25 protein-coding genes are annotated in these 25,330 nt (G+C 34.7%); 3 read left to right on the top strand and 22 right to left on the bottom strand.

Annotated elements, in window-relative coordinates; translation table 11 throughout:
• Nucleotides 1-36 precede the first annotated feature (36 nt).
• From LACWKB10_RS00345 to LACWKB10_RS00315, 7 genes are all read right to left on the bottom strand, one after another.
• Nucleotides 37-1,788, bottom strand: a complete 1,752-nt coding sequence (locus LACWKB10_RS00345) for an ABC transporter ATP-binding protein (RefSeq protein WP_034977218.1) — start codon at nt 1,786-1,788, stop codon at nt 37-39.
• An 80-nt stretch (nt 1,789-1,868) separates the two neighbouring features.
• Nucleotides 1,869-2,549 (bottom strand): MarR family winged helix-turn-helix transcriptional regulator, encoded by a 681-nt coding sequence (locus LACWKB10_RS00340; protein ID WP_052060224.1) that lies wholly within the window; start codon nt 2,547-2,549, stop codon nt 1,869-1,871.
• Between the two features lie 107 nt (nt 2,550-2,656).
• A complete protein-coding gene (locus LACWKB10_RS00335) occupies nt 2,657-3,121 on the bottom strand; it encodes a SprT family protein (protein ID WP_034977769.1) in 465 nt (154 codons plus the stop codon).
• 1 nt (nt 3,122) lies between these two features.
• Entirely contained in the window at nt 3,123-3,821 is a 699-nt protein-coding gene (locus LACWKB10_RS00330) for a glycosyltransferase family 32 protein (RefSeq protein ID WP_034977215.1), read from the bottom strand.
• Between the two features lie 3 nt (nt 3,822-3,824).
• Nucleotides 3,825-5,255, bottom strand: a complete 1,431-nt coding sequence (locus LACWKB10_RS00325; RefSeq protein WP_034977212.1) for an oligosaccharide flippase family protein — start codon at nt 5,253-5,255, stop codon at nt 3,825-3,827.
• A gap of 3 nt (nt 5,256-5,258) precedes the next feature.
• Complete coding sequence (locus LACWKB10_RS00320; protein ID WP_034977209.1) at nt 5,259-6,401, bottom strand: CDP-glycerol--glycerophosphate glycerophosphotransferase; 1,143 nt, start codon at nt 6,399-6,401, stop codon at nt 5,259-5,261.
• Nucleotides 6,402-6,846: 445 nt separating this feature from the next.
• Entirely contained in the window at nt 6,847-7,695 is an 849-nt protein-coding gene (locus LACWKB10_RS00315) for an aldo/keto reductase (protein ID WP_034977205.1), read from the bottom strand.
• Nucleotides 7,696-7,984: 289 nt separating this feature from the next.
• Here LACWKB10_RS00315 and LACWKB10_RS09775 point away from each other — a divergent pair, with 289 nt between their 5' ends.
• Nucleotides 7,985-8,725, top strand: coding sequence for a CPBP family intramembrane glutamic endopeptidase (locus LACWKB10_RS09775; RefSeq protein WP_161779297.1), 741 nt, complete (start codon nt 7,985-7,987; stop codon nt 8,723-8,725).
• A 329-nt stretch (nt 8,726-9,054) separates the two neighbouring features.
• Entirely contained in the window at nt 9,055-9,639 is a 585-nt protein-coding gene (locus tag LACWKB10_RS00305; protein ID WP_034977202.1) for a TetR/AcrR family transcriptional regulator, read from the top strand.
• Nucleotides 9,640-9,705: 66 nt separating this feature from the next.
• Here LACWKB10_RS00305 and LACWKB10_RS00300 read toward each other — a convergent pair whose 3' ends face one another.
• From LACWKB10_RS00300 to LACWKB10_RS00230, 15 genes are all read right to left on the bottom strand, one after another.
• Nucleotides 9,706-10,464: a GntR family transcriptional regulator gene (locus tag LACWKB10_RS00300; RefSeq protein ID WP_034977200.1), complete on the bottom strand. Its 759-nt coding sequence runs from the start codon at nt 10,462-10,464 to the stop codon at nt 9,706-9,708.
• A 140-nt stretch (nt 10,465-10,604) separates the two neighbouring features.
• Entirely contained in the window at nt 10,605-12,851 is a 2,247-nt protein-coding gene (locus LACWKB10_RS00295) for an ATP-binding cassette domain-containing protein (RefSeq protein WP_034977763.1), read from the bottom strand.
• Entirely contained in the window at nt 12,844-13,275 is a 432-nt protein-coding gene (locus tag LACWKB10_RS00290) for a MarR family winged helix-turn-helix transcriptional regulator (RefSeq protein ID WP_081945307.1), read from the bottom strand. Before LACWKB10_RS00290 ends, LACWKB10_RS00295 begins: the two co-directional genes overlap by 8 nt.
• Before the next feature lie 140 nt (nt 13,276-13,415).
• On the bottom strand, nt 13,416-13,949 hold the full coding sequence (locus tag LACWKB10_RS00285) for a ClbS/DfsB family four-helix bundle protein (protein ID WP_034977198.1): 534 nt from the start codon (nt 13,947-13,949) through the stop codon (nt 13,416-13,418).
• A 61-nt stretch (nt 13,950-14,010) separates the two neighbouring features.
• A complete protein-coding gene (locus LACWKB10_RS00280) occupies nt 14,011-14,913 on the bottom strand; it encodes an ABC transporter ATP-binding protein (RefSeq protein ID WP_034977195.1) in 903 nt (300 codons plus the stop codon).
• Between the two features lie 3 nt (nt 14,914-14,916).
• Entirely contained in the window at nt 14,917-15,984 is a 1,068-nt protein-coding gene (locus tag LACWKB10_RS00275) for an ABC transporter ATP-binding protein (RefSeq protein WP_235191478.1), read from the bottom strand.
• Between the two features lie 5 nt (nt 15,985-15,989).
• Nucleotides 15,990-16,898: an ABC transporter permease gene (locus tag LACWKB10_RS00270; protein ID WP_034977189.1), complete on the bottom strand. Its 909-nt coding sequence runs from the start codon at nt 16,896-16,898 to the stop codon at nt 15,990-15,992.
• A 2-nt stretch (nt 16,899-16,900) separates the two neighbouring features.
• The gene (locus LACWKB10_RS00265) at nt 16,901-17,833 is read right to left on the bottom strand and encodes an ABC transporter permease (protein ID WP_034977186.1); all 933 of its coding nucleotides are present in this window, start codon (nt 17,831-17,833) and stop codon (nt 16,901-16,903) included.
• A 77-nt stretch (nt 17,834-17,910) separates the two neighbouring features.
• Nucleotides 17,911-19,530: a peptide ABC transporter substrate-binding protein gene (locus LACWKB10_RS00260; RefSeq protein WP_034977183.1), complete on the bottom strand. Its 1,620-nt coding sequence runs from the start codon at nt 19,528-19,530 to the stop codon at nt 17,911-17,913.
• Nucleotides 19,531-19,545: 15 nt separating this feature from the next.
• Nucleotides 19,546-20,361 (bottom strand): PfkB family carbohydrate kinase, encoded by an 816-nt coding sequence (locus LACWKB10_RS00255; RefSeq protein WP_034977181.1) that lies wholly within the window; start codon nt 20,359-20,361, stop codon nt 19,546-19,548.
• Nucleotides 20,362-20,375: 14 nt separating this feature from the next.
• Entirely contained in the window at nt 20,376-21,353 is a 978-nt protein-coding gene (locus LACWKB10_RS00250) for an SIS domain-containing protein (RefSeq protein ID WP_034977179.1), read from the bottom strand.
• A 234-nt stretch (nt 21,354-21,587) separates the two neighbouring features.
• Nucleotides 21,588-22,241, bottom strand: a complete 654-nt coding sequence (locus LACWKB10_RS00245; protein WP_034977176.1) for an amino acid ABC transporter permease — start codon at nt 22,239-22,241, stop codon at nt 21,588-21,590.
• A gap of 15 nt (nt 22,242-22,256) precedes the next feature.
• Nucleotides 22,257-22,895 carry an amino acid ABC transporter permease gene (locus LACWKB10_RS00240; protein ID WP_034977173.1) on the bottom strand — a complete coding sequence of 213 codons (639 nt, stop codon included), beginning with the start codon at nt 22,893-22,895 and terminating at the stop codon, nt 22,257-22,259.
• Nucleotides 22,892-23,707, bottom strand: a complete 816-nt coding sequence (locus LACWKB10_RS00235; protein WP_034977170.1) for a glutamate ABC transporter substrate-binding protein — start codon at nt 23,705-23,707, stop codon at nt 22,892-22,894. Before LACWKB10_RS00235 ends, LACWKB10_RS00240 begins: the two co-directional genes overlap by 4 nt.
• Before the next feature lie 11 nt (nt 23,708-23,718).
• On the bottom strand, nt 23,719-24,456 hold the full coding sequence (locus LACWKB10_RS00230) for an amino acid ABC transporter ATP-binding protein (protein WP_034977167.1): 738 nt from the start codon (nt 24,454-24,456) through the stop codon (nt 23,719-23,721).
• Between the two features lie 332 nt (nt 24,457-24,788).
• Here LACWKB10_RS00230 and LACWKB10_RS00225 point away from each other — a divergent pair, with 332 nt between their 5' ends.
• Nucleotides 24,789-25,238, top strand: a complete 450-nt coding sequence (locus tag LACWKB10_RS00225; protein WP_034977164.1) for a GAF domain-containing protein — start codon at nt 24,789-24,791, stop codon at nt 25,236-25,238.
• Nucleotides 25,239-25,330 lie beyond the last annotated feature (92 nt).

Below are 25,330 nucleotides of genomic sequence, written 5' to 3'. Positions count from 1 at the left end.
CACAAGACTTTTCTTACTCATTTTGTCTAAAAAGGTTTAATCGACCATTTGCTCATTTACATACTTGGCATACAAACTGTGATTTTGCATTAATTCGTGGTGAGTACCATGACCTGTAATTTTACCGTTCTCTACAAAATAAATTTGATCAGCATTAACTATCGTAGCCAGGCGGTGTGCGATAACCAATGTGGTTCTATTGACCATTAGTTTATCAAGAGCTTGTTGCACCTTCCCCTCAGATTCTGAGTCCAGACTTGCCGTTGCTTCATCCAACATTAAGATTTTAGGATTACGCAAAAAGGCTCTGGCAATAGCTAAACGTTGTTTCTGACCACCAGATAGTTTAATTCCACGTTCACCAATTTCAGTTTCCATTTGATCAGGAAATTCACGCACAAATTGATCGGCGTATGCCAATGCAAGCCCATGCCAAAGATCATCGTCAGTCATATCTCTGGTCAAACCGTAAACCAAATTTTGCCGGATCGTTCCGGAAAAAATAGCACTGTTCTGAGAAACATAGCCTATTTGGGAGCGCCAATTTGCCAGGTCAATATCCTGAATATTTTCATCCCCAATAGTGAATTTGCCACTTTCAGGCTGATAAAAGCGTTCTAATAAGGCAAAAATGGTTGATTTGCCACCACCACTAGGTCCCACAAAGGCAATTACAGAGTTGGGTTTTGAAACAAATGAAATAGATTGTAAAACGGGTTCGTTTTTAACATAACTAAAACTAACGTTTTGTGCCGTCAACGTTTTATTACTCAAATCAAAAGTATGATAACTTAAATTCTTTTCAGGTTCAATTTGTAAAATTGCTTGTATGCGTTCAGTTGAACCCAAGGCTTTTTGTATCTGTGAAAAGAAAGTTGCAAAATTAGCAACTGGTGCAATCACGTTAAACAGATATAGTAAGAATGCTACAAGAGAACCACTGGTCAAAGAACCCTGACCTACGCGAATAATACCAAATGCCAGAATGCCTGCAAAAGCCGCCATCATTAAAGTCATGATAATCGGCTGCAAAATAGCTTCAACACGAGCATCTAGTACGCCAATAGTAAAAATCTTCTTGATCCTGTGGTTACCCGATTCTTGTTCATACTTTTCGCCATTACTGGATTTAATTAAACGTACTTCAGACAATTTTTCACTGACATCACCGTTAAATTTAGCTGTTTCTGACTGCAATTTACGACCAAGTCTCACCATAATGCGACCAATTGGCAATAAAATTACTACCACAATAGGAATCACAGTAAACATTAAGGTAGCCATTTGCCAATCCATCACAAATAAAATGATTAATGAGAAAAAGAGTTGTATTGCGCCAGTAATAAAGTTAGGAAATTGAGAAGCCAGCAAATCTTTAATAATTCCCGTATCATTAACCAAGCGAGAACTGCTTTCACCTACTTTGGTAACATCAAAATAACTTACAGGCAGCTTTAAAAGATGTCCCCATAAGCGTTCACGAAGGCTCTTAACTACGCTTTCACCAAAATAGCGCAGAACAAATCCCCCAAGTGTTCCTAAAATTAATTGTAGAACAAAAACAACGATAATAATAATTAAGCTCGAGTAATTAAAATTATCCCACTTGCTCGTATCCACTAATTCTCTTGTCAATAGTGGCAATACTAAATTTGCTACACTTGTGATCAGACTGAGAAACAGCCCTATTGCAAATAACGATTTTTTAACATTCAAACTTCTTAACAAGTTTAAAAAATCACTGAATTTAACACTTTGTGTTTTATCTTTAAGTGACTTGAATGCCATAAAAGATACCGGCTTTCCTTAGTTAGACTAAATAAAAAAGTTTTTCAATAATTGAAAAACTCTTTATCTTATCTTGCTAATTATAATTCTTCATTTTCATTATGCCAGAATTTACGCCAAAAGTCCCGATTATATTTGTGCATTTTATCATAATTGTAACAATTTTTGGTAAAGTCACGTGGTTCAATGTCATGATGGCAGTGATGTCCCCTATACATGTGACGACACATGTCTCGCATATCAGACTTGGAGAATTCATGGTCTTCAGCATATTTACGCCATTTTTTAATCCTTTCCATGCGGTAGGCAGGATCAACAAAGTCAGTGGCTTTTTCCTTAAAATCCTCATCCCAGCCAGCAGCAATTTTTTGCAGATATTGACCAAATTGCTCCTGCTCTTCCGCAGTCAAACCGGCAAAGAAAGGCTCGGTATCTTGCTTGTCTTTTAATTCAGCCAGCTTGGCAGCCTTTTCTTTCCCAGCTGCTGTTAGATAAACACGTTTAACTCGTTTGTCCTGCTCATCAACTTCACGTGAGATATCACCTTTTAGTTCCATTTTTTTCAATAATTCAGCTAAAGACCCAGGTTTCAAAGCCAAAATTTCAGCTAAATAGTTTTGGGTTAAACCGTCTTCAAGTTTTAAAACAGCCAATACCCGTTTTTGTCCCGATATCGGTTCTTTGTTTTGAAACATATAGTAACGACTAGCCCGCAAAATAAAATAAAGTTGTTTCATTAATTGATCACTTGTTTGACTCATAATTAAGCTCCTTTTATGTAATAAAAAGTTAGGTACCTAATATAATTTACAATTAAATTATAGTTTGGTACCTAACAGTTTGTCAAACAAAATATGTTAATTAGCTTCTATTTAACTTTTTTAAAACTGACTAATTTTAACCTACCGCCGCATCTACCACAGCCATAGCAACGTAAATTAATGCGCCGAACCCGCACAAACTGTTGTCCGCATATAGTGCAAACATACAAATATTTTGCTTTTCTTTTGCGTTTGAGACCTATGTCTGGGGCATATCGCGAACCACCTACTTTATCAAGCAAAATCTTGAAATCTTGATCCTTGTGGCGATATCCTTTATGAGTTAAGTGCAAATGATAATGTGTTAGTTCATGCTTAATTATGCCAATCAATTCTTCACGATACTGTGGAGCTAAAATATGCGCATTAATTTCAATGTGGTGATCATCTAAATGATACCGACCACCAGTTGTTGTCATGCGCTTATTAATTTTTACTTGGTGCTTAAACTGTCTGCCAAAATACTTAAGAGAAACTTCTGCCACCAGGTTCTGTAATTCTTCTTCAGTCAGATTATCTGAAAACTTTGGCATATAGTGCTGCCTCTTTTTTCGTTTTGATCCTGACTTTTAAAGCCGTCACTATTTTTCTTTTCAGTGGCTTAGCTCCTTCCATCCATGTTCCGGTAAAAACATGGATGGTCTTTGACTGCGCAGAAGGATTACAAAGTACGCCATCCGGATAAACGTGTATACCGGTCTGCAATTGCTGTTCTTTGTTATTGGGCTGAGCATTATACTTATTTTTTAAAATATCAGACACCGATACAGTATTGACTCCCGCCAATTGATCCTGCTTATCAAATGTAAAATCACGGTCATCATAATAAGAAAGCATATCCTTAATTAATGGATGACCTTTTTCGGCGCCAAATACTGCCGTAAAGGGATTTTCCTTATTTTCAAAACCGACAAACGCCCTATTACCTAATAAATCATGCAAATTGTCCAAGACTAAAACGTCAGTATCCATATAAATGCCGCCCATTTCATAGACTGCTTTAGCCCGAATATAGTCGGAAACAAATGCCCATTTTTTAGCTTGATAAGCCTGCTCGACATATTTATTTTCGTGGATATCAAAATTTTGTTCGTTCCATTCGATTATTTGGTAGTCTTGCAAATGCTTTGTCCAAGTTTTCATGCAACGCTGAATATTTTTAGGCTTAGGGTTGCCCCCCACCCATACATAGTGAATTATTTTGGGAATCATAATTTAACCTCTGGTAAAAAATTTCTTCAATAGCAAAATTATGTCTTGATTAAAGTCTAGTTTCAACAAGAACATTAAAGCGATATACAAAACAAACATAATGATTGATTTGACTAGCATGTTAAGAAATGCTGATGAAAACATTTGTGGCAAAAGCATCCCCGCTGTCAAAACAATAATTGCAATTATAAAATATTTAGGAATTTCGCGAAAAGAATATTTAAAATCATAACCATCCCGAACAATCCATAGTCGTAAAAGCAAAACTATAAACTCGGTAATTAAAATTGCAATCATTGCTCCCGTTGCACCATAAAACTGATCCAAGAAATAGCTTAATACTACTTCTAAAATGGCTCCCACTATAACGGGAATGGCATAATCTCGGTCTCGGTGGTTTGCAAGTGCAAATTGGTTAGCAAAAACTCCACCTGTTGGAATCATTATGATGGTCAAAGTGAAGAAGAACATCAAAGGCGTCATTGGGATAAATTTATGCCCAAAAAAGAAAGGCACAAATTCTTTAGTATTAGCCATAATAATAACTGCAAATAGTGTTCCCAGCATCACTGTCGCTTCCAAAGATTTTTTTAAAATAACCCGTTGTTCTTTTTTTCCTTCACCCGCCATTTTAGGCATAATCACTAAGGAAATACTGGTTACAATTCCCAAAACCATATTGGAAATTCTTTGTGAATTGTCATAAAAAGCAACCTGAGTGGAATTCTGAAAAAGTCCTAAAATAGGCTTGTCAAGTGAAGTGTAAATCTGTGTTGCAATTTGCGGAATCAAGAGAGTGATGATTGCTTTAACAGTCGCACGGTATTGATAAAAGTGTTTGACAGGCCCACCTACATAACGGTGTATATCAAACCAAAAGACAAATGATCCCAACATAGTTGAAACCGACATAATCAACATATACTTCCAAAGATCACCGGGACTTTTAACCCATAATAAAATCAAGATAACAGATACTAGTTTAACGGCAGTATTTTTTAAAACCACTCGGCCAAAATCAGCCAGTCCCTGAAAGAACCAGGAAATATCTACTTGTGCTGAAATAAGGTAAGGCACCATTAATAACAAATATTGACCGTACTTAATATGGAAAAAACTGGTTACAGCAATTACTAACGCAATTGTCACAAAACCAGCAATAGCCTGAAAGTACCACAGACCCCAAAAAGCTTTGGTTAAATCCTGTTCACTACCGAAAGATCTAATCTGCGAAATTGTTCTCATACCAATATATGACACAGACAGTGTACAGAATATCATTAAGAACTGAACAATATTATTCACATTACTATAAATACCATATGTTTTAGGACCCAAAATTCTGGAAAGGTAAGGCACGGTTATTAACGGTACTAATACCAAAAATATTTGGTAAACCGCATTATATAGAATGTTTAAAAATGTTCTTTTCACAATTTACCCTCTATTTTTTAACAACTTAAATACATTTTCACAATTTGAATCAGCCTGCACCTCATTAGTTAAATTTAGCCAGTAGTGCCGCTTTTGACTGAATTGATCAGGCATTACAAGTGCCTTAATCAGCTCCTGCTGCGTTTTCACACATAGTCCAGGCACAATTTCTTCATAAGGACCCATTAAAAGTCCTCGCTTTTTTTCGTACTGCCTCAAATAATTGGTAATAAATATGATTGGTTTGTCAATGTTTAAATAATCAAAATAAATCGAAGAATAATCAGTAATTAAAAAGTCTGTATTACCTAAAATTTCATATAAATCAATATTAAGTTGATACAAATAGTCGTTATTGAGAAAGGCAATATTTGAAAAGCTGCTCCGCAGGTGTTTAAACAGGTTCATTTCATAGGGATGCAACTTTACTATTAAAAACCGATGGTTCTTTTTTAAAGAATTATTCAGCTTCACAGCATCAAAATCAGGCAATGCAAAGAAATTACCCTGCTCAACTTGCGTCATAATTTGTCGATCATCCATTTCATAACGAAAAGTTGGCATGTATATTCCAATTTGAGCATCATTATCCTCAGCTTTGAATAAGTCAGTTAATAATTTCTTTTTACTAATAGCAGGATTTTTCAAGGCATCAAGACGAGGAAACCCAGTTTTTCGATATTTGTTAGTTTCAATCGCGCAACAGGCACTCATTAGACTTTCGTATAAATCACTGCTTGAGCAAACAACGTCAGCATTTTTTTGCCATAAATTAGCATTACGCTGATCAGTTTTAAGACTAGTATTATTAGCCATAAATCCCATGCGCTTGAGTGGGATACCATGCCAGAACTGAATATTAATTTGTCTAGCATGAACTTTAAATGGTTGGTGTGTCGTTAACACAAACTTTGCTGCACCAATTTGTCGCCAAGTTTTTAAAGATAAATGTGAAGACGGCCATGGTTCAATGGTAATAACTTCATATTCAGGATGATTTTTCTTCAAATATTTGCCAAATAAATAACCATTTGAACCCGATCTACCAGCTCCATTAAGTATAACCACTTTATTATCTTGCACTGGTGTGAAACGAGCAATTAATTTCATTGCCACCAAATATAAACGAAACAAAAAACTCTTCATTATTCAACTTCCCAATTTCTTACCTAGTATAAGGGTACAGAAAAAGCCTGAGAGAACTCAAGCTTTTTTACTTTATTTTTTAGTTTTTTAATGATTATGACTAACAAATAACTATATTAGCTGCTATTTTTCAATAATTAACATTACTTACTTAATTTGGCACAATTAAAATATATTTATTAGAAACTTTAAGAAAGAGCAAAAATGAACACTGATAATATAGTACCAAATAAAGTTTTAGAACTTTATCTGGCACTCTTTTACCTTTGGTGGACTGTCGAAGAGTTGGCAAATTGGGACTATACAGTAATATTTTGCCATAAGTCCTATTGAGACTATCAGTTAAATTTATTACTCGGAGCATTCTCACATTTTTTAGTTAAGAAGTACTCGCCTCAAGTAAAATTCGAATACCCACAACTAGTTAAGAAACATTTCCGTCTTTTTAATATATTGCCAGAGGCTCTTTATGATCTGGCTTCGGATAAGCTTGTTCTAAAATATTTAAATCTTCAGTTGTTAACTCAATATCTAAAGCATTAAGGTTAGATAATAAGTGCTTTGAACTGCTACTTTTTGGTATCGCTAAAACATCTGGCTGTTGCATTACCCAAGCCAATAAAATTTGATAAGGACTTGCCTTGTGTTTTTCAGCCACTTGTATGACCGCCTCATTTTTCATCATTGTGCTACCCATTTTAGGTCCCCGACCCAGTGGACTGTATGCAATCAATGGAATATGATGTTCTCTTTGCCAAGGCAAAAGACTGAATTCAATTCCCCTAGTCTCCAGATTATACAAATCCTCATTAACAACGCAATTCTGACCATTTGGCACGTGCCAGAGTTCTTGCATATCATCTATGTCGAAGTTTGATACTCCCCAGGCACGAATAAGTCCTTCATCCTGCAGTGACTGCAGTTCTGAAACTGTTTCTGGCAGAGGAATCATTCCGCGCCAATGATAAAGGTACAGATCTAAATAATCAGTTTGCAGCCTCCTAAGACTAGCTGCCAAACTTTGTCGCATTTTATGTGCAGAAGCATTTTGAGGCAATACTTTAGATATTAAAAAAATTTGTGATCTTTGATAAGGCTTTATCGCCTCACCAACTAGTTCTTCCGAATGACCATTGGCATACATCTCAGCCGTGTCAATCACTGTTAAGCCAGCATCAAGTCCTGAACGAATAGCTGTTATTTCTTCTTCTCTGACTTCTGGGTCATCCCCCATTTCCCAAGTACCAATCCCTAAAGCTGGCAGAACCTGATTATTGATAGTAACATTTTTCATAAGCAACCTCCTTATGATTCTATCTAAATTATTGTGCATATATATATAATTATATAAGCGAAAATAAACAAAATTTTAATAGAATCCACTTATGGATTTTCCAATCTTGATATAATTAATTGTAACACATGTTCTACTAGTCTATATTTGGGTAAATTCACCTTTAAGTTAAGATATCAAAATTTTATTAAATAGTTATACAAAAATATCATGTTTTATTTTTCACAAGCTTGGGGATTGTATTTTTATGATTGCCAATATAAAATCAAAAATAAAAAGGCGAATTTCAATGACAAATAATTTAACAAATTCATTTCATTTATCTGGCAAAAAATGGTTATTAATATTATTATCGAACATAATTGCATACTGCTGTTTGATAATGCCTGGTATACAAGTTCCAGACTATTTAGTTTTTGATGAGAATCATCCCTCTTTAACAGCTGCTTGTTTTCAGCTATTAATTGTAACCATTTTTTTAGTAATTCAAATAATCGGTGTACAAATTGCTACTGGTAAAAGATGGCATCAGTTATTTCATATACCACATGCTAAAGAATGGCTTTGGATTCTTGTTTTCTTTATCTTTGCCTATGTCGTATCTGTGTTATCAGGAACAATTTCTCAAAAATTATTTGGTTCTGTTTCTGGCAATGCAGCTGCGGGATTGACTATGAAGACACCACATGTTTGGCCAATTTTTCTCTATCAACGTATAAGCAGCGCTATCCAAATATTGGGCGAAGAATTTTTAGCAATCATGCCTTTATTAGCTGTGACCCAGTTAGCTGACTCTATTAATTTAGTACACCCACTATTTTGGGGTAATATTGCCTCTGCCTTGATTTTTTCTTTACTTCATCTTTCTACTTATGACTATAATTTAGGCTATGTTATTTTAGGTTTGGCTTTTACACGCTTAGTTTTAAACTGGGCTTTTATAAAAACACATAATATTTGGGTCAGCTTTTTAGTCCACTTTTTATTTGATACATTAGCCTTTTTAATTTTATTATTAGCAACAAAATAAGCAAACCCACTTAAATAATTTTTGAATCATAACTGGAATTTTTTCTAGTTATGATTTTTATTTTAGCAATGATCAAGTCACTTTAGAAACATGAATATTTTATCTGCAGTGCTTAATGTTTTCTTTATGACAGTTCAATATTTCTTACCTGTCTACTTTGAAATATACAATCATTTTAACTTGATGTATGGTAGCAAATTATAAGAACATTAACAAATTGTTGGAATTTTACTATTACTTGCCTTGTTACTTAATGTGATAATTGTTACAATTAGACACAAACAGCCATTATTGAAATTTAAAGAGTTGAGTTAAGGTGGGTGGCCAAAATGAGCGGTAATGTTGAACAGAGAATCTTAACAGCTTTCTCACAATTATTAATTCACAATGGTTATCAAAGAACCACTACTAAAAAAATTGCTCAAGTCGCTCAAGTTAATGAAAGCACCTTGTTCAGACATTTTAAAGACAAACGTGGTATTTTGCAGCAACTGATATCCAAGTATCATGATGATATTCAAATGATCAATAAAAATTATCAGTTAGTTGGCGATTTAGATAAGGATATTATGATTTTTTCCATTGTATACCAAAATTTTATAAAGCAACATCTAGCTTTGTTTTTAACTGGTATTCGCGAATCTCAAAATTTGCCAGAACTGCAAACAGTGATTAAAAATCTTCTCGATTTAATCAGAAAAATTTTAGCTGAAAAGTTTGAACAAATGCAAAAAACAGGAGAAATTGCTCAAGATATTGATAAAAATGTTGAAATTGATAATTTAGTTCTACTCAATTTAGGTCAAGCTATTATGCAGCATTCCTTTCCTAATTGTGTTTTTCAAACTCAGCCACATGCTTTTGTACAAAATAATATTCGTGCCTACTCTCAACATTTAAAGCCTAAAAAATAATAAAACGACCAGGTGAATTCATTTCAACTGATCGTTTTTAAATATTGGAAAGTTTTTTAAATACAATTACTTTTTGTGGTTAAGATAAATATTGCTGTCATTTTTGGAGTCGATAGTATAAACCATTTTATCTCCTCTTACCACATAATGAGAAAATTCTAGCGGTTGATCAAACTGATTATAAACAGTCTTGTTTACATCAAAAAGTGGTACTACATTAGTTAATGCCAGTAATCTAGCTTGTTCACTACTGGGTAAGATAGTGCTGATTTCGCGATATGAACTTGCTAAAGTTTCATGGTACTTATCTGCTAGGTATTGGTATAGTGAGGTATCTTCCTGAATATTTGTAAGCAAATCTGGAAAGCGTTCAGCTGATAGCCAGGCTTCATCAATTGCCATAGGCTCATTTCCTGTTTGAGAAATTCTTTTAATATAAACTAAATCTGCTGGCTCAGACAGTTGCAAAATCCTAGCAATTTGAGAATTTTGTAATATTTCTCTTTTTAAAATAATCTTTTTATTTGTTTTAGAGCGAGACTCAGAAAATTCTGAGAAGCCTTCAATTTGTTCCAGTCTTCCCCTCAGCTTTTTGACATTGACATAGGAGCCTTTTCCTTGGATAGTAACTACTAGTCCTTCATCAGTCAATAATTTCAGAGCTTTACGCACTGTTATTCTGCTAACCTGATATTTTTGACACAAATATTGTTCACTCGGTAATTTTTCATCAGTTTTCAAAATGTTTTGCTGAATCTTTTGTTTGATATCTAAGTAGATTTTTTTGTAAAGTGGTACGCCAGCTATTGTTTTGACAGAATTCATTATCACACTTCCTTAATTATTCAATATTACTAAATTAAAATAAAAATAACAAACTCAAAGATTAGTATAACAGTCATTTAAAATTATAACTGTATGAAAAGTTTGGGAGATTATACTAACTAAAAAACTCTAAAAATATTTTAAAGCTTGAAATATTGCTTTAGAGCCTTAGCTGTCAAAGTTTTTCCTTTATCAATTAATTGTTCTGGACGACCAGAAAACATAATTTTCCCACCTTTATTACCAGCATAAGGTCCTATATCAATAATCCAATCTGCTTGTCCAATTAAGCGTAAATTATGTTCAATAACAATAATTGTTAATTGATAAGTTGAGATTAAGCTTTTTAACAGATCAATTAAATCTTGAATATTATATTCATGCAGACCACTTGTTGGTTCGTCTAAAACTAAAATTTCACTGGACTGTTTTAAAAGAAACTTGGCTAATTTAAGCCGTTGCAATTCGCCACCAGAAAAAGTGTCTAAGGATTGATTTAACTTTATATAACTTAATCCTACTTGTTTTAATGCTATCATTGCAGGATTAAGGATAGGATATTTAACAGCAAATTCTGCAGGGCTTAAAGCCATCGCTTCTGCAATATTCAAGCAATTGACTTTTAATTTTAAAACCTTTTCTGAATAACGTTGCCCGTGACAAGCATCGCAAACCGTAACTGACTCTCCAATATATGCTAAGTCAAGCTTAAGCATCCCCTTGCCTTTACATATCGGGCAAGCTCCCTGACTATTAAATGAAAATAAACCTATTGTTTGATTAGTGGCATCAGCAAAATACTGTCGCAATTGATCAAAAACATTTAAATACGTTAACACATTTGACCTGTTATTCCCACGAATTTCACGTTGACTTAAAACCGCTGTTTGCGGATACTGTTTTTTTATTATTTTTACTAAACTACTTTTGCCCGATCCGGCAACTCCTGTAATTGCTGTTAAAGATTGTTGAGGAATTTTAATGCTTATATCATGCAGATTATTTAGGGATACATTACTTATATGATAAAAACTGTTAAATAATTTGGTTTCACTTTTAAGAATACCAAAATTACGCAAGCTTTTTCCTGTTAAAGTATTACTTTGAACTAAGTTTTTAAAATCACCTGTAAATGTAATATATCCACCTTTTTCACCTGCTAACTCCCCTAAATTAATAATTTTGTCAGCTATTGCCATCACTTCTGGGTCATGATCAACAATAATTATTGAATTTCCTTTATCCCTTAATTGCCTAAAAATATTGTTAATTTTTTGAAGGTCATATGAGTGCAAACCTACGCTGGGCTCATCAAAGATATAAAGCAAGTCGGTCAAATCACTATTTAAATAGTTTGCTAATTTAACTCTTTGAGCTTCTCCACCTGATAAAGAGGCCGTTGTTCTATTTAAACTCAAGTACCCTAAACCTGCATTAATTAAATTAGTTATCTTAGCTTCTATTTCCTTCTGAATAAGTTTAGTTTTTTCATCATTAATTCTACTTAGCCAGAGTTTCAATTCAATTAAACTCATCATACTGCAATCAGCAATATTATTGTTATTAATTTTAGCAGAAAGTACTTTTGCATTTAGCCTTTGCCCATGACAAGCTGGACAGACCTTCACTTTAACAATCTTCTTTAAATCATTTTGGTATTGAGAATTATTTTTGCTTAAAAAAGTTTGAGTTATCCTGGGGATAAGACCAATATACTTCGCACTTTTATGCCATTTTCTCGTTGGGTTTGGTGGTACTTGCTTCTCACCATTCAATAACAGAGTAATTTTTGATTCAGACCATTTTTTTAGTGGTAAATCATTATCAAAAAAGCCTGACTCAGTATAACGAGTTAATCGCCAACCACCTGGTTGAAAGGTAGGAAAATCTATCGCTCCTTCATTAAGTGATTTGCTCATATTCAACAAATCCTCTGGAATAATTTCTCTAACTTCTCCTAATCCTTGGCATCTGGGACACATGCCCACTGGATTATTAAAAGAGTAGTTCATTGAATAACCAATAAACGGTTTTGCCAAACGTGAAAACAACAATCTCAATGCTGAATAAATATCAGAATAAGTACCAAGAGTTGAACGCTTGTTGTTTCCGATACCTTTTTGATCAACTACTACAGTAAATGGCAAATTTTTAATTTTATCAACTTCAGGTTCTTTAAAATGAGGTAAAAGTTGTTGAACATAGGCGCTGTATGTCTTATTCACCTGCCTTTGAACTGCTGCTGCAATAGTCGACAATGCCAGTGAGGATTTGCCAGCGCCAGATAAGCCGGTAATAACGGTAATTTTATTTTTGGGAATTTCAACCGAAATATTTTTTAAATTATTTGTATGTGCACCTTCAATAATTATTGGTTTACTACTCATTTCCAATCCGGTCTTTCCTTAAAACAGCAATTAGTTTATTTGCTAATAAAATAAATTGTTCTTGTTCTTTCTTGGACCAAATTTTTTGAGCCTTATTATATAGTTCGCCATGCTTTTCAGCAATATCATCCATAAAAGTAAGTCCTTTTGCAGTAATTTCTGTTATCAGTTCTCTATGATCTTGTATGTCTGGGGTTTGCTTGATATAGCCTAATTTTCTTAATTTGGTAAAATTTTTGGATAATTTCGCCTGCTTAATTCCAAGTTGCCGGCTTAAAACGGTTGGTTTGCGAGCATGATCCTGCAAAACGCTCAAAATATCATATTGCAACCAGTTAATTTGTCCTGGATTTACCAAATTTCTTTCAGCAACCAACTCACACTGTAAGTCCATTAATGTCTGGTATAACTTATTATTTTTCATTATAATTTCCTTTTATAAATATTTTCTATTTAGAAATTATATCTATAGAGAAATAAATTGTCAAACTTCTAATTTACCTAATAAGTAACTTAATCAATACAAAAACCGTCAGCTTTTACGCTAACGGTTTTAATAAGACCTTATTTCAAGGATCTTTGATATTTTCGTAACTTCTTTAAAGCCCATTCATAATGACTGCAAGTATTTGCAATGAAGTAAGTACCTAATGCATTATTACCAGTCCAAGGAAAAACATTTTTTTGAAAGAGTTGCTCTTCCGTATAGGTATCAAGCAAAGCCATGGTTTGTTTATGACTAGTCGCTAACATTTTTTCTGCTTCTGCAAGTGGCGTAGATTGGTGCTTTTGCCAAAATTCTTGATTCAATTCACCATAATTACGCCAATTATACCCTTCAGGCAAAAATTCTTTGTCTTCACCGGATTGATTGCTTTTAACCCACTCTAGCAACAATTTTTGCCATTCATATAAGTGAATCAAAACATCACGTACATTATTATCTCTCTTCCAATGGGCTTCTTTTAATTTACTCGTATCAAAATTGAAACTGCCAGTGCGAGCATCCTCTGGCAACTTAGCGATTAAATCAACTATCTTCTGGTATGACGAATTACTTGCATCAACTAATTCTTGCTTTGTTTTAGGACGTGGCATCTATTTTTCCTTTTCTTGATAATATAAAAATTTATTTATCAATATTTTATCATAAGGAGTTTTACTTAGTCCACGATCCATCGTCTATTGCATAGTGACCATTGCCCAAATCTGCCATTTCTTTATTTTCATATTGTTGTCTAAATGCATGATAATTTGATAACTTTTTATTTTGTTCTGCTATTGGATTAGTAGTGGGGATAGCAGTTAACAAACTTTTAGTATAAGGGTGCACAGGATCGTCAAAAATTGCTTCTGTTGGTCCAATCTCGACAATATGTCCCAAATGAATTACTCCTATATGACTTGAAATATGTTTGACCATTGCCAAGTCATGGGCAATAAAGAGCATGGCACTGCCACTTTCTCTTTGTATTCTTTGGAGTAAATTGACAACTTGAGCTTGTACTGAAACATCTAGGGCAGAAATAGCTTCATCTGCAATAATAAGTCTGGGATGCATGATAACTACTCTAGCAATACCAACTCTTTGTCTTTGTCCACCCGAAAGTTCTTGTGGGTAGCGGTTAACAAATGATGAATCAAGGCCCACTACTTTTAGCATTTCAATAACTTTTTGCAGTTTTTCATCCTTAGATAATTTAGGATAATGAATATCAAGACCCAGCTTGACTATGTCACCAACTTTTTTACGAGGATTTAGTGAAGACATAGGATCTTGAAAAATCATCTGCATGTCTTTGCGCAACTTAGCAGTCTGCTTTTTACTTAGTTGTCCTGCTATTTGTTCACCTTCAAAAATCACTTCACCTGCAGTAGGCCAATAAAGACGAATAATAGAGCGTCCAATAGTGGTCTTTCCACTTCCTGACTCACCTACCAGACCAAAAGTTTCACCATTAGCAATGTTAAAGGAAACATCATCTACCGCTTTAACTACTTTTTTATTTGCAACTGGAAAATATTGCTTTAAATGATGAACTTCAAGTATATTTTTAGTCATTGCTTATGATGCCCCCTTCATTTTTAAAATTCTCTTTTGCAAAACTGCTGGAATTGGTACTTTGGGAGCTCTTTTATCTAAGAGCCAAGTTGCAGCATAATGGTGGTCATTAATTTTAAACATTGGCGGTTGTTTTTTAAAATCAATGTTTAAGGCATACTTATTTCTGGGAGCAAAAGCATCTCCAACAATCGGTTGTGTTAGGTCTGGAATCGTTCCGGCAATAGTCGGTAATTCGTCAACCTTCTCATTGATATCGGGTACTGATTCAAGCAGACCCCAAGTATATGGGTGACGAGGTTCAAAAAAGATATCTTGGCTCGTTCCAGTCTCAACTATTTTTCCAGCATACATGACGTTCACATATGTTGCAATATTGGCAACCACCCCTAAATTATGGGTAATAAAAATAACAGATAATTTCCTGCTCTTTTGTATATCTTTAATCAGGTTCAAAATTTTAGCCTGAATAGTTACATCCAAACCCGTAGTTGGTTCATCACAGATCAGTAAACTGGGATTCCCGGCCAACGCAATGGCGATAACAATTCTCTGTCTCATTCCTCCAGAAAGTTGATGTGGATATTGGTTCTGAACAACCTTCATGTTTTGAATGCCAACGGTTTCAATTAAATTAAGCACCCGTTCGTTGATTTGATCCTTATTCATCTCAGGATGAGAAGCCTTTACTGCCTCCGCGATTTGCTTATTAATTTTCATGGTTGGATCGAGAGAAGTCATTGGGTCTTGAAAAACCATTGCTATTTCTTTGCCCTTAATACGATTTTGCATAATCTTAGGACTAATTTTTAATAAATTAACTGTTTGTGGACCATTTTCAGTCTGGTAAGTGAAATTGATCTCACCGGATTTAATTATTTGATTGGCTTCTTTTTCGCCCATGATTGGCTTTACACTAGCTGACTTGCCACAACCGGATTCACCAACTAAAGCAACTGTTTCACCCTTTTTTACCTGATAACTTATTCCTCTAACAGCTTGCACTTCTCCGTGATCGGTATGATAGGCTACTTGTAAATTTTTTATTTCTAAAACTGTTTCGGTCATAATCTTACCTAACTTCCTTCAATAGCATCCCGTAAGCCATCCGCAATAATATTAAAACTCAACATAATTAGTGCTAAAAACAATACGGGGAAAATGACCATGTATGGATAAACGATAGCCTGGGTATAACCATCATTAATCATTGTTCCTAATGAAGCTAATGGTGCCGGAACACCTAAACCGATAAAGGCTAAGAATGCTTCCAAAAAAATTGCATTCGGAATAGATAACATAAATGTGGTAATTATTTGTCCTAATGTATTAGGCAAAATTTGAGAGAAAATAATTTTAATATCAGATTCTCCCATTGTCTTTGCTGATAAAACATACTCGCTGGTTTTTAGTTCCAACACCTGTGCGCGAACTATTCTACTCATATTAATCCAGCCGACAATCATCATCGCAGTAATTATGCTTACTAGACCTGGCTTCATGACAAGAACAAGCAAAGTAACAATAATGATCATAGGAATAGTACTAAGAATTTCTGTTATTCTTTGCATGAATAAATCAATTTTGCCACCAAAATATCCTGAAATCAGGCCATAACTAGTACCAATAACCAGATCAATTGCCATAGCCACTAGAGCAACCCTTAGTGAAACTGAAGTACCAGCAGCAACTCTTACAAAAATATCTCTGCCTAAGTTATCTGTTCCAAACCAATGACCATTAACTCCAGGAGCTAAATTAGACTGGTTAGGATACGGTGTAGTGGGTGAGTATTGACTAAGGTAAGGCGCCAGAATGGCTATTAAAGCAATAATAATTAAAACAACTGCGCTAATCACCGCACCTTTATTTCTTAAAAAGCGATGCCAAACCAACTGCCCATATGAATAAGATTTACCGGAATAATGGTCAACTGTTTCAGATTTATGGGCAAATTCAAAATCATTATTTTCTATATTAGTCATAATTATTTGCCCTCATCTAATCTAATACGCGGATCTATTAACCCATAAAGAATATCAACTATTAACATAATACTAATAAAAAGCACTGCATAAAAGAAAGTTATGCCTAAGACTACATTGTAGTCATTAGCTTGTATAGCACTGATATACAATGTTCCCAAGCCTGGAATAGCAAAAGCTTTTTCAATTACCATACTCCCGGCAATTAGGTCAATCATCAGTGGTGCTAATACTGTAATAACTGAAATTAAAGTGTTTCTGATAACATGGTGTCCGATCAACTGGAACTTTTTAATTCCTTTTGAATCCGCTAAACGATAATAATCAGAATTCATAATATCAATCATGTCATTTCTAACATATCGCTCAATACTTGCCATAGTAAAAGTACTCAATGCTATTGTAGGCAGAATACTTGATACAAATGGTTGTGTTGGTTGGTATGTTCCTGGAAAGACCATTAGTTTATAAGAAAATATGATTGACACGATCAATGCTACTACAAAGTTAGGAAGACTTATTCCCAAAACAGAAATGCCAGTCATTAAGTTATCCCAAATTGTACCTTTTTTGATTGCTGCCAAAATTCCCATCAGAAAGCCTAAAACTGAACCTAGTACAGTAGCCTGTAAACCTATCTGGAGTGAAATGGTAAAATGCTGCAAAATCATTGTAGTAACCGGCGTATTAACTTGAACGGTATACGAAACACCGAAGTCGCCAGACAACATATTTTTCAAGTAATTAAGAAACTGCAGTGGCACTGGACCGTCTAAACCATATTTATGATAAAGTGCCGCTACTTGAGCATGTGACATTTTTTCATCATTAAATGGAGAACCAGGCATTGCCTTTTCCATAATAAAAAGAATCAAAGTAATCAAAAATAATGTAATCACTGCGATTAATATTCTTTTTAAGACATACTTTTTCAATTTTTTCCCTCCAATCTTCCTAAATAAGCAAACAGAGCTGAGATTGTATCCCAGCCCTATTAATACTTTTAATGAAATTATTTAATTGAAGCATATTTGAAGAAGAACGATACGCCGGCTATATGCATTGGCAGTCCTTTAATATTTGCTCTTTGCAAAACTGGTGCACCAATCTGATAAAGCGGTGGGCAAGAAGCACTGTCAATTAGGATATTATTTGCCTTAAGAAGCAATTTGTATCTCTTAGCTTGATCAGTAGTTTGGTCAGATTGGGCCATTAACTTATCAAATTCTGAATTTTTCCAGCGACCATAATTACTATCATTCTCAGATTGATACATACTTAAAATTGCTGTTGGATCTGCATAATCCGGTCCCCAGCGTGTCAGTGTGACATCATAAGTTGCTTTTGACATCTTATCATTCCTAGTCTTCTTTGCTACTTGTTGCAGTGTTACTTTCATTCCTGGAAGATTTTTCTCCACCTGTGCCTTAACATAAGCTGCTACATTGGCATAAGAAGGATCACTGTCATCATAAAGCAGGGTAAATGAACGCAGGTTAGTTGCTTTTTTGGCCTTATTCCAATACTTTTTAGCTTGAGCTGGTGAGTATTCTGACAAATTAGTGGTTGATTCATCCGCAAAATCTTTGCCATTTGTAGGATTTTTAACCAAATTTTTCATAACCATTGAATGAGAAGGAATTGAACCATCCTTCAGAATATGAGTAGTAATTTCTTTACGGTTAATACTTGAAGATATAGCTTTACGAAGGTCAGCATTATCTAGTCCAGGCTTTTTCAAATTGAACATGAGATATTGAGTAAAGTTACCAACATCATTCTTAAAATTCTTATCTTTCCGATACTTAGAAACAAGCTGACCACTTAAGTGAACATAGTCTGCACTGCCATTTTCGAATGCAATAGCTGCCTTTTCCGGGTCCGTAATAATATCAAGCTTAACATTCTTAATTTTGACATTCTTGGCATCCCAATATTTAGGATTTTTAACTAACTGGATAGTGTTATCACCTAATTTCCAATCCTTGATTTGGTAAGGACCAGAGTAAATTAAATGATTGGAATCTTGTGCAAATTTCTTTCCTACTTTTTCAAAATATTTTTGGTTAACAGGAGCAAAATCACTGAATGCCAGCAATTTGTTCATATAAGGTACAACATGATCAAGTTGAACAACTAAAGTTTTAGGACCTGTGGCCTTAACACCCAATGACTTGACTGGCTTCTTTCCAGCTACAATGTCATTAGCATTTTTAATTCCAGCCGCACCTGGCTGGAAATTAAAGGCTGATGCTATCTTAGGATCTGACAGCCGACGCCAGGCAAAAACAAAATCATTAGCCGTAACTGGATCACCATTTGACCATTTAGCATTTTCACGAATTGTATAGGTCTTGGTTAGTCCATGATTGCTCGTTTTAACTTTAGAAGCCAAAGCTAATTGAGGTTTATCATGGTCATCAATGGTATAAAGCCCTTCTGTAGTGTTAGCAACAACAGTTACAGAGGTGTTTTGATACGCTAATATTGGGTCAAGAGAATCCACCGTAGTATTTTGAACAACAGTAATTTTATCTTGATTTTTTGTACCAGAACTAGAATTTTTCTGGCATCCTGTTATCAACAAGCCTACACATGCAATTGCAGTTGCAAACAATGCACTTTTTTTCATAAATATCACTCTTTTCTAAAAGGATTTCTGATGACCAAAGCCACCAGATAGTTGGCAAGTAGCTGCAGCATTTTTACTAGCTGCTAAAGCAGCTTCTTGCAGATTGTTTTTATTTAAGTAAGAAACTAGAAAACCAGCAATAAAGCTGTCACCTGCACCCATAGTGTCAACGACTTTTACTTTTTGTGGTTTTTGATAATAGGATTTCTGTGAAGTTAACAAGAATGCAGAATTTGCACCTCTTGTGATGACTATGACTTCCGGTCCCAAAGTTAAATATTTTTTAGCAAATTCTTCCACTTGTTCATCAGACATCTCTGAACCTGAAAAGAAAGCATAATCTACAAACGGTAAAACACGTTTAAAGTAACCTTCATTGCGAGAATCTGAAAAATCAAATGATACTTTGGTAATATGATGTAATTCATCAAGATAATTTTCAATTCCCGAATCAATTCCAACATGAACAACATCAAACTTTTTTATTTCCGCAAAATCTGTTGGGGTAAGCCTTAAGGATAACAAATGCATTACTGAATTTTTAGGACCAGGGGCAAAAGTTCTATCACCTTCATCTGTGAGAATAACTCGAGGCTGTGCTGTGGGGGCATAGACCTTACGACAATTAATAAGTTCTACATTTTCTTCTGTTAAAGATTTTTTAATATGCTGTGCTCGATCGTCATCTCCAAACATTCCTAGATAAGCTGAAACATCAGCTCCAGCTTTTTTGGCATCAACTGCTACATTGACACAATTTCCGCCTGGAAAAAATATCTTTTGCTTGATGTATGTATCAGCTACATTGTCACCAACTGCAATTATTTTCATGATTTACAGCCTTTTTAATAATCCAGATGTCCCATATAACGACGGACATCTAGTGAGTGTCCTCTTTCATAAGCAAATCCTTCGGCTAATTGACGGAAAGCAACTCCTGAAAGAATCTGAGAATAGTATTCTTTAAAGTCGTCATCTACTTCATGCATATCAAAGTCAGCGTCGTCAATCACGTAAACTTTTTGACTATGCTTTTTAGCAAAATCGATTACACGTTGATCCATTTTTCTGGTTACGCCTAATCCTTTGCAAATGATAAAGGGCACATCAAAATCTGTTACTTCGAATGGACCATGGAAATACTCGGCAGAATTGATGTAACCACTATGAATCCATTGCATTTCTTGAAGCCAGCATGCTGAGAATGAATATGTTTCTCCAGTATTAATACCTGATCCTACAGCATAAATTAATTTTTCGCGTTTTAATTCACTGGTCCATTTCTTTGCAGTTTCTCCAAATTGCTTTCTTACCCTGTCAGCCATAGTTTCTAAACTATCCAAAGCTTTCAGGCCTTTTTCAAATTTGTTATCACCAGTTATGGACTTCAATAAACTAAATATGAAACCATATAAAACTCCATTATTTAAATCAGAAGCATCGGTACCTTTGCCCCAACTGTAGTGCAAAGTGAAATCGGAATTCTTTTCTAAGTCAGAACCTGCTGTATAAGTAATACCTACTGTTAGAGCACCTTTACTTTTGGCAAAATTAACTGCCTCATTTGTTTCCGGTGTACTACCTGAATGTGAACAAGAAACTACTAAACTATGGTTGCCCAAATCATGAGGATTACGTGTTGTAAATTCCCGTGCTGGTAAAATTGTAGCTGGAATATCACATTCGCGGTTGAAAATATATTCAGCTGGTTGCATAAAAGCCATCGATCCTCCACAAGCTACAAAATAGACATGATTAATGCCATCAATCTTTTCTGCAGCGGCAAGAGCATTTTTAATTTCTTGTTGATATTCTTTTTTCATTTTTAACCTCTCAATCATTCTTGTTATATGATGTTATATTATAAGATAATAGCTAATTTTTAATATGTCAAGCATTTTTCTTAAAATTATTTAATAAAAATAATTAACTAGTAAAATCAAATAAAAAAGTTTGTGAAATGGTATGAACCAATTGCCTATGTATCAGAGCAAACAAAAAAAGCAATTCACAAACTTGTGAATTGCTTTTTAATAATTACTAATCAAATTCTTATTTTAAGACAAATGCCTGCCTATTGCACTGCCGATAATTGACAATGTAAAGCACACAGCAAAATACAAAACAGCTAAAGCAGCAAACATCGGTAAAATGTAGTTTGCATTTTGACCATAAATAACTTGTGCGTGCTGCATCATTTCCGGAACAACTATGATTGTTGCCAAAGATGTGTCCTTAATTAGAGAAACAAACTGACTAATAATTGTTGGAATCATGTTTTTATAAGCTTGAGGCAAAACAACATGCCATAAAGCCTGAACAAACGACATACCAGTTGATCTTGCACCCTCCATCTGACCGATAGAAACAGATTGAATACCTGAACGCACAATTTCAGCAATCATACAGGATTCGAATACTGTCATGGCAATAATCGCTGCCGGTATGGTTTCCGGCCTTAAACCAAAGTTTGGTAGCCCAAAATAAGTAAAGAAGATAATCAGCAGCAGGGGAATATTACGAATAATATCAATAATGAAACCTACAACAGCTGAAACATACTTAATTTTAGAATATCTAATTATTCCTAAAATCGAGCCAATAATAAAACTTAAAATGACCGAAATTACGGAAATGTAAATAGTTACCCAGAGGCCCATTAACAAAAAGCGTACATTAAGCCATGAAAAGGCGTTAACCCAATTTTGCATTTTCTAGTACCTCCTTTAACCTAATTTCTTTTCCAGGTGCCGCATATAATAACTAATCGGCAATGTAACGATCAAATATAAAACACCTACAACCAAATAACTGTTAATAGTGTCAAAAGTTGCTGAAGCAATTGAATTTGCTTGATACATTAAATCAAATCCTGCCACAAAGGCCAGAACTGAAGAGTTTTTGACCAAGTTAACAAACTGGTTGCCTAAAGGTGGTATTACTATCTTGAATGCTTGAGGCAAAATTATATAACGCATTGCCTGCCAGTAGGTCATACCAGTTGATCTTGCACCTTCCATTTGACCGCCAGAAACAGATTGAATTCCTGAACGAATTGTCTCGGCAATAAAAGCAGAAGTATATAAGGTTAACCCGATTGTACCAGCAGTAAAACCGTTTATTTTGACAACGTAAATCGGAATTACCAGGTAGAAAAACATAGTGATTACAAGCAAAGGAATGTTACGCATTATTTCCACATAAGCATGTCCAATTACACGCATTACTTTACTTGGAACAACTTCCATAATTGCAAATATTGTTCCAATTATTAAACTGAAAAATAAAGCAATTACACTAGATAGTATTGTCCAGCCCAAGCCTACAAACAGCTGGCTGCTGAATTTTGAAAAAATATTAATCATCGGCGATACAGCTCCTTATACTTAAATCCTGGAACATCGCCAAACCACTTTTTAATTAAGCGATTATATTCACCATTATGCTGCATCTCAAGAACCGCCTTGTCTACAGCTTCAGTAAATGAGGTTTGTCCCTTATTAACCGCAACACCGTATGGTTCAACAGTAAAAGTGCCGCCACGAACTTCGTAGCCCGGATTTTGAACTGCTAACCCAAACAAAATTCCGTTATCAGTAGTTAATGCATCCCCCTGATGTGATTTTAATGCGTTCATTGCCTGAGCATAATCTTGCAACTCAATCACTTTTGCTCTTGGAGCAACTTTTTTAATGTTTTCGACTGAGTTTGCACCTACAACACCGATAACTGTCTTACCATTAAGGTCCTTTGTACTCTTGATTGAAGAATTTTTAGGAACTAAAAGTGACTGACCCGCATCAAAGTATGACTTTGAAAAAGAAATAATCTTTTTACGCTCTGGCGTAATTGACATTGTTGCAATAACGGCATCCACATTCCCGTTCTTTAAAAGTGGGATTCTGGATTGAGACGTTGTAGTGACAAATTCAGCTTTTCCTTGAGGTCCTAATATATGTTTTGTAATATGTTTTGCCATATCAACATCAAAGCCCTTTTGCTGGCCGTCCTTTACATCAATTAAGCCAAAAAGTTTAACATCACCTTTAACGCCCCAAACAATAGTATTTGATTTCTTGACATTATTTAAAACAGATTGGTCACTAAGACTTTTACCACAACCGGTTAGCATTAAAATACATGCTAATAAAGGAAGTAGCCAAAATTTCTTTTTCATAATTGGCCTCCTTAGTGAGAAATAATTTTACTCAAAAATTGTTGTGCCCGCTCCGTCTTAGGCTGCTTAAAGAAGCTCTCGCTATCATCATCCTCAACAATTCGGCCTTGATCCATAAAGATAACTCTATTTGCTACCTCTTTAGCAAAGCCCATTTCGTGAGTAACAATTAATGAAGTCATACCACTTTCATTGGTAACCTTCTTCATAACTTGTAAAACATCATCAATCATTTCCGGATCAAGAGCAGATGTTGGTTCATCATATAAAATAAGTTTTGGTCTCATTGCCAGCGTTCTGGCAATAGCAACACGTTGTTTTTGACCACCGGAAATTTGTGAAGGCATATTATGTGCCCATTTGCGTAGTCCAACCATATCAAGCAAATCTAACGCCTGTTTTTTATTTTCTTCTTCAGGCATGTGACTTACTATTCTGGGAGCCAGCATAATATTTTCCAATACATCTTTATTCTTATACAAATTAAAATGCTGGAAAACCATCCCAACATCACTACGTAAGATGTTGAGGTTTGTCTTTGGATCTGAAAGATCGTGACCGTTAACTACTAACTTACCTTTCTGGATTGACTCAAGACCATTTACGGTCCGTACTAAAGTACTTTTACCGGAACCAGATGGTCCAATCAGAACCACCGTTTCACCTTCATCAATCTCTAAATTAATGTCGTGCAGTGCATGAAAATGGCCGTAAAATTTTTGCACGTCATGGAACTCTATCATCGACATTGTCATCGCCCCTTTCATAATCAATGCATGAAATAATAAGTTGTAGAATCTATTTTACTATAACCGTTAAGAATTTTAAAAGTAATACAGTGTTTTTAATAAAAATTTATAGAAAGATCTGTTTAATTCACATTGAGCTGAAAGTCATTTAGTTAGCGCTATGACAGGAAAGTACAATAATAAAAAGCTTTTTTGTATGTTCATTAATGACAATTTATTGTCAGAAATTGCCATTTATAATTAAAATTATCTGTGAAAAATATACTCTTATTTGCATTTTTTTCTTTCAAAAATAGTTCGACTAGCATACACTCTAACTAAGGAGAAAACTTATGGATAAAGAAAAAAATTATAAATTACTTTTAAAACAAGCCGGCAGTCTTCTGCAAGGCGAACACGATTTAATTGCCAACATGAGTAACATTAGTGCACTGCTTTTTAATGGGTTACCCAAAGTAAGTTATGCCGGATTTTATCGCTTTCAAGATCAAGAGCTTATTTTAGGACCCTTTCAAGGACCGGTCGCCTGCATGCATATTCAGTTAGGAAAGGGTGTCTGCGGCGCAGCTGCACAAACCGGTCAAATTCAAATTGTTCCGGATGTTCATAAGTTTAGAGGTCATATTGCCTGCGATGCCAATACCAATTCAGAAATCGTTGTTCCCATTATCCACAATAAAAAACTTGTCGCTGTTCTTGACCTTGACAGCAATGACTTTGACAGATTTGATCAAATTGATGCTCAATATTTATCAAAAATAGCAGAACTACTATTTAATTAAGCGGAAAAAATAATCTTGCATAAAACAAAAGACCAACAAATCATCTTTTAAATGACTTATTGGTCTTTGTAACTTATAAACGAGTTTAGATC

It is taken from the genome of Lactobacillus sp. wkB10 (assembly GCF_000760615.1).
GTDB classification, from domain to species: domain Bacteria; phylum Bacillota; class Bacilli; order Lactobacillales; family Lactobacillaceae; genus Lactobacillus; species Lactobacillus huangpiensis.
This window is presented reverse-complemented; position numbering and strand designations above follow the sequence as displayed.

Bases quoted from the DNA above. Each gene is read 5' to 3' on its own strand.
- LACWKB10_RS00330 (WP_034977215.1), bottom strand. From the start codon at position 3,821: ATGATTCCCAAAATAATTCACTATGTATGGGTGGGGGGCAACCCTAAG.
- LACWKB10_RS00285 (WP_034977198.1), bottom strand. From the start codon at position 13,949: ATGCCACGTCCTAAAACAAAGCAAGAATTAGTTGATGCAAGTAATTCG.
- LACWKB10_RS00225 (WP_034977164.1), top strand. From the start codon at position 24,789: ATGGATAAAGAAAAAAATTATAAATTACTTTTAAAACAAGCCGGCAGT.
- LACWKB10_RS00245 (WP_034977176.1), bottom strand. From the start codon at position 22,241: ATGCAAAATTGGGTTAACGCCTTTTCATGGCTTAATGTACGCTTTTTG.
- LACWKB10_RS00305 (WP_034977202.1), top strand. From the start codon at position 9,055: ATGAGCGGTAATGTTGAACAGAGAATCTTAACAGCTTTCTCACAATTA.
- LACWKB10_RS00315 (WP_034977205.1), bottom strand. From the start codon at position 7,695: ATGAAAAATGTTACTATCAATAATCAGGTTCTGCCAGCTTTAGGGATT.
- LACWKB10_RS00235 (WP_034977170.1), bottom strand. From the start codon at position 23,707: ATGAAAAAGAAATTTTGGCTACTTCCTTTATTAGCATGTATTTTAATG.
- LACWKB10_RS00250 (WP_034977179.1), bottom strand. From the start codon at position 21,353: ATGAAAAAAGAATATCAACAAGAAATTAAAAATGCTCTTGCCGCTGCA.
- LACWKB10_RS09775 (WP_161779297.1), top strand. From the start codon at position 7,985: ATGACAAATAATTTAACAAATTCATTTCATTTATCTGGCAAAAAATGG.
- LACWKB10_RS00255 (WP_034977181.1), bottom strand. From the start codon at position 20,361: ATGAAAATAATTGCAGTTGGTGACAATGTAGCTGATACATACATCAAG.
- LACWKB10_RS00290 (WP_081945307.1), bottom strand. From the start codon at position 13,275: ATGAAAAATAATAAGTTATACCAGACATTAATGGACTTACAGTGTGAG.
- LACWKB10_RS00345 (WP_034977218.1), bottom strand. From the start codon at position 1,788: ATGGCATTCAAGTCACTTAAAGATAAAACACAAAGTGTTAAATTCAGT.
- LACWKB10_RS00230 (WP_034977167.1), bottom strand. From the start codon at position 24,456: ATGTCGATGATAGAGTTCCATGACGTGCAAAAATTTTACGGCCATTTT.
- LACWKB10_RS00270 (WP_034977189.1), bottom strand. From the start codon at position 16,898: ATGACTAATATAGAAAATAATGATTTTGAATTTGCCCATAAATCTGAA.
- LACWKB10_RS00340 (WP_052060224.1), bottom strand. From the start codon at position 2,549: ATGAGTCAAACAAGTGATCAATTAATGAAACAACTTTATTTTATTTTG.
- LACWKB10_RS00280 (WP_034977195.1), bottom strand. From the start codon at position 14,913: ATGACTAAAAATATACTTGAAGTTCATCATTTAAAGCAATATTTTCCA.
- LACWKB10_RS00320 (WP_034977209.1), bottom strand. From the start codon at position 6,401: ATGAAGAGTTTTTTGTTTCGTTTATATTTGGTGGCAATGAAATTAATT.
- LACWKB10_RS00295 (WP_034977763.1), bottom strand. From the start codon at position 12,851: ATGAGTAGTAAACCAATAATTATTGAAGGTGCACATACAAATAATTTA.
- LACWKB10_RS00240 (WP_034977173.1), bottom strand. From the start codon at position 22,895: ATGATTAATATTTTTTCAAAATTCAGCAGCCAGCTGTTTGTAGGCTTG.
- LACWKB10_RS00300 (WP_034977200.1), bottom strand. From the start codon at position 10,464: ATGAATTCTGTCAAAACAATAGCTGGCGTACCACTTTACAAAAAAATC.
- LACWKB10_RS00260 (WP_034977183.1), bottom strand. From the start codon at position 19,530: ATGAAAAAAAGTGCATTGTTTGCAACTGCAATTGCATGTGTAGGCTTG.